The organism is Sciscionella marina DSM 45152, from assembly GCF_000379465.1.
Taxonomy (GTDB): Bacteria; Actinomycetota; Actinomycetes; order Mycobacteriales; family Pseudonocardiaceae; genus Sciscionella; species Sciscionella marina.
The window spans coordinates 1-6,339 of record NZ_KB905435.1; the positions used below are offsets into that span (position 1 = coordinate 1).

Genomic DNA, 6,339 nt, shown 5'->3' on the forward strand with positions numbered 1-6,339 from the left:
CGGCCCAGCGCGCCCGCACACGATGATCTGGTGCGTCGGGAGTTCACCGCCCACGCGCCGAATCGCCTGTGGTTGACAGACATCTCCGAACACCCGAGCAACGAAGGCAAGGTCTACCTCTGCGCGGTCAAGGACGTGTGGTCCAACCGGATCGTCGGCTACTCTATCGCTGACCGCATNAGCGCCCAGCTCGCCCTCGACGCCCTGGAATCCGCCGTCGCCCGACGCGGCGGCACCGTCGCCGAGTGCACGCTGCACAGCGACCGAGGAGGTCAATTTCGCTCGCGCAAGCCGCAACAATCGCTGTGGCGCCACCAGATTCGCGGCTCGATGGGCCAGGTCGGCTCAGCCGGTGACAACGCGGCCATGGAGAGCTTCTTCAGCCTCCTGCAACGCAACGTTCTCGACCGCCGTAAGTGGACCAGCCGCCAGGAACTCCGGACCGCGATCGTGACCTGGATCGAGCGCACCTACCACCGGCGACGCAGACAAACCCGACTCAGCCGCCTGACCCCCATCGAATACGAAACCATCATGACCCAAACCGCCCCAACCACGGCCTAAACAACTGACCTGACCTACGGAAAAGGTTCCAGTTTCGGTGGTTAACTGGCGGCCGATCCGAAGGGTTGTGTCGTATGCCCCGTGCCTATCCTGTCGAGTTCCGTGCTCGCGTTGTCGTGCTCGTGCGCGCTGGCGAGCAGCGCGAGCAGGTTGTCGAGGGCCTTGGGATCGATCCGGTCACGTTGTCGAAGTGGGTCAAGTAGGACAAGATCGATCGTGGCGAGCTTGCCGGCAGGAGTGCAGCCGAGTCGGTCGAATTGCGCGCTGCCCGAAAACGGATCCGCGAGCTGGAAAATGAGCTGGCGATCATCCGTTAGGCCGCGAAGTTCCTCGGTCAGGACAAGCCCCGCCCCAAAGACTCGTCCCGGTGATCGATCGTCTCGTCGATGCCGGGGCGCCGGTAGACCGATGCTGCCGGGTACTTGGGGTGGCTCGGCAGCACTGTTACAAGTACAAGCGAAATCCCGGCCACCGCAAAGGCAGCTTCGCCGTCGCTGGTTGACCGGGCTGATCCGCGAGGTGCACGTGGCCTCGCGCGGCACCTACGGCTATCGACGCGTGCATGCCGAGCTGACCTTGGGCATGGGTATCACGGTCTGCGACCGGACAGTCTGGATGCTGATGCACCAGGCCGGGATCTCCGGGCTGCCCGCCTCGGCTCGAGTCAAACGACTACCCGAAGTCGCGACCGCGGATGATCTGGTCAACCGCAAGTTCCATCGATCGTGGCGACGAGTTGTGGGTCACCGACATCACCCAACACCGCACGCGTGAAGGCTGGCTGTACCGCGCCGCAGTATTGGATGCGTTTAGTCGTCGGATCGTGGGCTGGTCCATCGATGCGAGAGCCGACGCCACGCTCGTGGTCAACGCGTTGGACATGGCCATCCGCACGCGGCAACCCGACCCAGGCGGGGTCGTGCACGCCGATCACGGAACCCAGTTCGCCTCCTGGGTCTTCGGCGAGAAAATCCGCTCAGCCGGCCTACTGCCCTCCTTCGGCACCGTCGGCGACGGACTGGACAACGCCATGATGGAAAGCTTTTGGTCCTCCATGCAGATCGAGCTACTGAACCGCCGGAAATGGAAAACCCGCGTCGAGCTGGCGAACGCGATCTTCGAATACCTCGAAATCTGGCACAACCGCCAACGCCGCCACTCCGCACTCGGCTACCGCACCCCGATCGAATACGAGCTATCCTCCAACCAGTACACCACCACCACCAGTCAGCCACCACAACTGGAACTCAAACAATGGGGCAGGTCACCACTGTCACAGAAACGTTCAGCCCCCCGGATGCGGCTCGTCGCATGCTCCGTAGCGTGTCGTCGAGTAGCTTCCGTTCCGCATCCGGGAGTTCAGGCGTACGTTCGTGATCCGCCACCAACTGCTGTGCCGAGGCAACGCGATCCGTGAAATGCGGTGTCGGGATGTCGATCTGACCCATGCCGGCATGTAGTTGCTCGAGAGCGACGGCCTACTGGGGGACATCACTTCCGTAGTAGTCACGGGCTCGTAATAGGTCCGCAAGGTGACCAGGAAGGCCATCCCGCTCATAGATGCGTGGCTCCAGTCGAGGGCTCGAGCATGCCCACCGGACTGCCAACCCGGGCGAGCCGCCGAGCTAGATCAATTTCAAACTGAGCGCCTTGGCGCGCGTCGTGGTGCGGGGGCGACCGGGCCAGCACGTCACATGGGGTCAATCGCAGAGTGAGTTTGTTGGAGTTCCGCAGAACGAGCGCATCTTCGGCGGCAAGATCAAGGGACGCGGCGATAGACAGGGCAGCAGCAACCGCGCGGGAGGGCTCTGGCTCTTGCGTGCTTCTCCGTCGAACGTTGCCGTACTCCTCCAGATGGACCAGCTACAGTCCTCGCCGTGCTGATTCCGGGCTCATGCACGTAGTGACCGTATTTACTATACTGGTCACTACATAGGAGGCCCGATGCCCAGACCACTTGTTCCGGATCGCCGTAGACGCATCCTCACTGCTGCCCGGCAGCTCATCCTCGACAAGGGGTGGCCAAGCACGACCATCGCCGACATCGCCGCACGAGCAGGGATCGGCAAGGGGGCGGTGTACCTGGAGTTTTCCGACAAGGCAGCCGTCCTCGACGCCATCCTTCGCAAGAGCACGCGCGAACTGACAGCTCACGTGCATCTGCGGGTTACGGGCGCAGTCGGCGTAGTCGACCTCGCTGCTGTCTACCGGTTCGGCGTCGAAGCGCTCCTGGCGGACCCCTTGATGAGTGCCTTGTTCCTCGGTGACGAATCCGTCCTGGGTGATCACGCTCGCACCGTGACCGACGACAGGTACCACAGGCGGTTCGGATGGCTGAGCGATTACGCTGGCCGGCTGCAGCGCGCCGGGGTCGTTGACTCCGCGGCCGACGCGGACACCATCATGCGCGTCCTCAGCGTTTTCACCATCGGACTCGTCGATTACCCAGGTTCCATGGGTGCCATGTCCGCCGGGCAGCTATCTACCACTGTTGAGCTTTTCGCGGATCTAGTCAGTCGTGGGCTCGCGACCGACCACCCCGCAGACCCTGGCATGGCCCGAGCAGCGCAACTCACCCTGCTCGACCAGCTCGGCGATCAACTCGCCAGATTGGATGAACCCACATGACCAACCGCGAGAACGGCCTCAGGTCGATCATCGGCTTCCATCGAGGAGGAGCCGACTTCGACGAAGGGCATCTCACCTATCAGGCCGCGGGCGTCCGTGGCCCTGCTGTCGTCCTTCTCCATGGCGCCAGCTTGGACAACGGTTCCATCACCTGGCGACGGGTAGCCGAAGACCTGGTCGCCGACCACCGTGTCTTCTCGCCCGATCTGCCCAAACACGGTGATAGCTGGCCCTGGCGAGCACGCGCGGACCAGGAGGCGTTGGAAGATGTCGTAATCCGCCTGATGGATCACTGGCGGCTGTCCTCCGCGACACTCATCGGCCTTTCGATGGGCGCAACGGTGAGTCTCGGGACGGCGCTGCGGGCACCCGATCGCGTCGAGCGCCTCGTGCTGGCCTCGTGCGGGGGCATCCACGACCGCGTTCGCGCCCATGAACTGGCCTACCTTTCGTTGCGCACACCAATTTCGTGGGCCCTCACCAGCATGCAGAAGGCGAAGTCGCTGGAGACATTCGCGCGAACGCAGCTGCCCTACTCGGAGGATGTCACCGAGGCGGAGATCGACTGGCTCGCAGCAGCCTATGTCGCGGAGTACGAATCGAAACGGCGTCACGGCGGTCACCTGTTCAGCGACTGGAACCGATTCGAGATCGGCCCCCGGCGCATGCGCACCAACCACATGCCTCGACTGTCCGAATTATCGTGCCCAACCTTGTTCATCCACGGCGAGGATGATGACGCTGTACCACTCCGGCTGGCGCACGATGCAGCGAACCGGGTTCCCCAGGGCCAACTTGAGACGGTTCGCGGGGCGGGACACTTCCTGGCTCAAGACCACCCCCGCGAGGTCGCCCAGATCGTACGCTCATTTCTGACCGCAACCGATCAGTCGTAAAACTCTTCCGAACGGTCCACGCCGACCACAGCACCATGGTGATCGACTCTCGCGACGTTGGCGTACCGCTCCCGCAGCCTGCTCTCGCACCGCAGTGCGGCACAGGACAACCTGCGGGTGGTTCGGGAGCAGTTCGCGGACGTTGTCGAACCGGACGACTTGCGTGGGGTCGGCCGCGCGCCGCGTGCCGTCGCCGACCAACTGGCCTGAGGTCGCCGAACCGTCATGCCAACCACGAACGCAACCCACGCCCGCAGGAGTTCAGAGGGTGAGACCGCCGGCCGCAACGGTATGCCGTGTTGTGTCAGCGGATTTCGAAGTTGGCCATCATCATGTCTTCGTGTTCGAGGTTGTGGCAGTGGAAGACGTACTTGCCGCGGTAGCTGTCGAATCTCAGCAGGACCTCGGCTTGGTCGCCGCTGGCGAGGTCGACGGTGTCTTTCCAGCCGCCCGCGTAGGGGCCCGGATTTTGTATCTGGAACGGCGCGAGGTGGATATGGATCGGATGTGGCACGTTCTGTGCCCGTAGCTTCCACAGCTCCACGGTGCCGAACGCCGGGTCGGCCGTGATGTGCTCGGGGCTGAACGGCTCGCCGTTCACCGTCCACGGAGTGACGCCGTGCATCACGGCGCCGTGGCGTTCGAAGGTGAGTTCTCGCTCGACGACAGCGTCCGATCTGGACAGCGGCTGGATTTCGGCCAGCTTGTCCGGGATTCTGCTGTCGTCGGTTCCGCCGCGGACCACGACGAACCCCATCACGTTGGCGGTACCGCTCTTGCCGAGTTGGTTCACCAGCGTCACCTCGTCGCCGACGGAGTAGGCCGAGAAGTCGATGACGACGTCGAAGCGTTCGGCCTGTGCGATCTGGAGTTGTTCGTGCCCCACCGGCTGCGCTAGCAGGCCCTGGTCACTGCCGATTTGCACGAAGGATGATCCCGCCGGCGGGCTGGGGTCGAGCGCGAGGCGGTAGCGGCGGGCGTTGGAGGCGTTGAGGATGCGAAAGCGGTAGCGGGTGTTGGTTACTTCCATGACCGGCCACGGGGCGCCGTTGACCAGCACGCAGTCGCCGAGGACGCCGCTTATGAAGTCGGTGGTGACGCCGGGTTGTCCGGTCAGCGACGGGTCGATCGCCGGATATGACATGGATCCGTCCTCGGCGAAGGACCGATCGGTGATCATCAGTGGGACGTCGCGTTCTCCCTTGGGCAGCGGCAGCGCCTCCTCCAGGTCGTCGTGCAGGAGGTGGAATCCGGCGAGTCCCTTGTAGACCTGCGGACCGGTGAAGTCCATGCGGTGGTCGTGATACCAGAGCGTGGCGGCAGGCTGGTCCAGCGGATAGCGGTAGTCCCGTGTGCCTTGAGCACCGCTTCCGGCGTGTCCCGGGTGCGCGTTGCCGCCCATCGGGGTGATCAGGTCGGTGGGATATCCGTCGTGTTCGGGCGGTGTCCGGCCGCCGTGCAGGTGGATCACGACCGGCGTCGGGAGTTCGTTGCGGTGCCGCACGACGGTGCGCCGTCCACGCCGCGACTGGATGGTCGGCCCGGGAAAGATGCCGTTGTATCCCCAGACTTCCGTGCGCAGGCCCGGCACGATCTGCGCATGGCCGATCCGCTGGGTGATCTCGTAGTAGTCGGTGTCGTGGTCGGTACGCGTCGGGCGCAGCACCGGCGGGATCGGCAACGGTACGGTGAACGCGGTCGGCAGTGGCACCGCGCTCCTGAGCACGGCGCCCGCGCTGGACTCGGTTTCGGCGTTGCCACCGCCGCGGACGCTGGAACATCCCGCGACGAACGGGGCAAGCAGGACTCCGCCAGCCGTTGCCCGCAGCAGGTGCCGACGTGAAAGTGTCACGAGTTTTGCTTGCCTTTCCTTTTGCGGGCGCGATACCGGTTGTCGAGGGCGACGGCCAGCACCGCGCCGACTACGGCGAGGATCTGCGGTCCGAAGCCGATCACGAACGTCCATGGCGCTTCTGGTGAACCGTTGCTGGCTACCAGCCTGCCGACGATCTCACTGAAAACCAGGAACCCGAGCACAAGGCCGACGAATAGACCAAGAATGGCGACACCCAATGTTCTCATGATTCGTCTTTCCGCTGGATTCATCGATAACACGAGGGTAGAGCGATGCGGGATCCTGGTAATCGGGCCTGTAACAGGTTCGGTGTTTTCGGCGTTGGTGGTTAGTACTTCTCGGCGGCCGGCCAGCGGTCACCGAACGTGTTCGCGAACGCGTTCAATGCGGGTTTCC

General features: G+C 63.9%; 6 protein-coding genes and 1 pseudogene. 5 read left to right on the forward strand and 2 right to left on the reverse strand.

All coding sequences use genetic code 11. The features are described 5' to 3' along the window. The 5 genes and pseudogenes from A37U_RS0135925 to A37U_RS52295 all read left to right on the forward strand — a co-directional run. Positions 1–564: IS3 family transposase (locus A37U_RS0135925; protein ID WP_020499338.1), on the forward strand; the 564-nt coding region annotated here is incomplete at its 5' end. A gap of 74 nt (positions 565–638) precedes the next feature. Then, positions 639–1,789: pseudogene (locus A37U_RS50630) on the forward strand (IS3 family transposase); the annotation flags it as partial. Between the two features lie 719 nt (positions 1,790–2,508). Next, entirely contained in the window at positions 2,509–3,192 is a 684-nt protein-coding gene (locus A37U_RS0135940; RefSeq protein WP_020501498.1) for a TetR/AcrR family transcriptional regulator, read from the forward strand. After that, positions 3,189–4,088, forward strand: a complete 900-nt coding sequence (locus A37U_RS0135945) for an alpha/beta fold hydrolase (RefSeq protein WP_020501499.1) — start codon at positions 3,189–3,191, stop codon at positions 4,086–4,088. The genes A37U_RS0135940 and A37U_RS0135945 overlap by 4 nt, the downstream gene beginning before the upstream one ends. Positions 4,089–4,145: 57 nt before the next feature. Continuing rightward, complete coding sequence (locus A37U_RS52295; RefSeq protein ID WP_020501500.1) at positions 4,146–4,298, forward strand: hypothetical protein; 153 nt, start codon at positions 4,146–4,148, stop codon at positions 4,296–4,298. 94 nt (positions 4,299–4,392) lie between these two features. Here A37U_RS52295 and A37U_RS0135955 read toward each other — a convergent pair whose 3' ends face one another. After that, on the reverse strand, positions 4,393–5,940 hold the full coding sequence (locus tag A37U_RS0135955; protein ID WP_020501501.1) for a multicopper oxidase family protein: 1,548 nt from the start codon (positions 5,938–5,940) through the stop codon (positions 4,393–4,395). Continuing rightward, complete coding sequence (locus A37U_RS0135960) at positions 5,937–6,194, reverse strand: DUF5957 family protein (protein WP_169526996.1); 258 nt, start codon at positions 6,192–6,194, stop codon at positions 5,937–5,939. Before A37U_RS0135960 ends, A37U_RS0135955 begins: the two co-directional genes overlap by 4 nt. Positions 6,195–6,339: the final 145 nt, after the last annotated feature.

Excerpts from the sequence above, each read along its gene's own strand:
- A37U_RS0135940 (WP_020501498.1), top strand. The coding sequence starts at position 2,509 with ATGCCCAGACCACTTGTTCCGGATCGCCGTAGACGCATCCTCACTGCT.
- A37U_RS0135945 (WP_020501499.1), top strand. The coding sequence starts at position 3,189 with ATGACCAACCGCGAGAACGGCCTCAGGTCGATCATCGGCTTCCATCGA.
- A37U_RS0135960 (WP_169526996.1), bottom strand. The coding sequence starts at position 6,194 with ATGAATCCAGCGGAAAGACGAATCATGAGAACATTGGGTGTCGCCATT.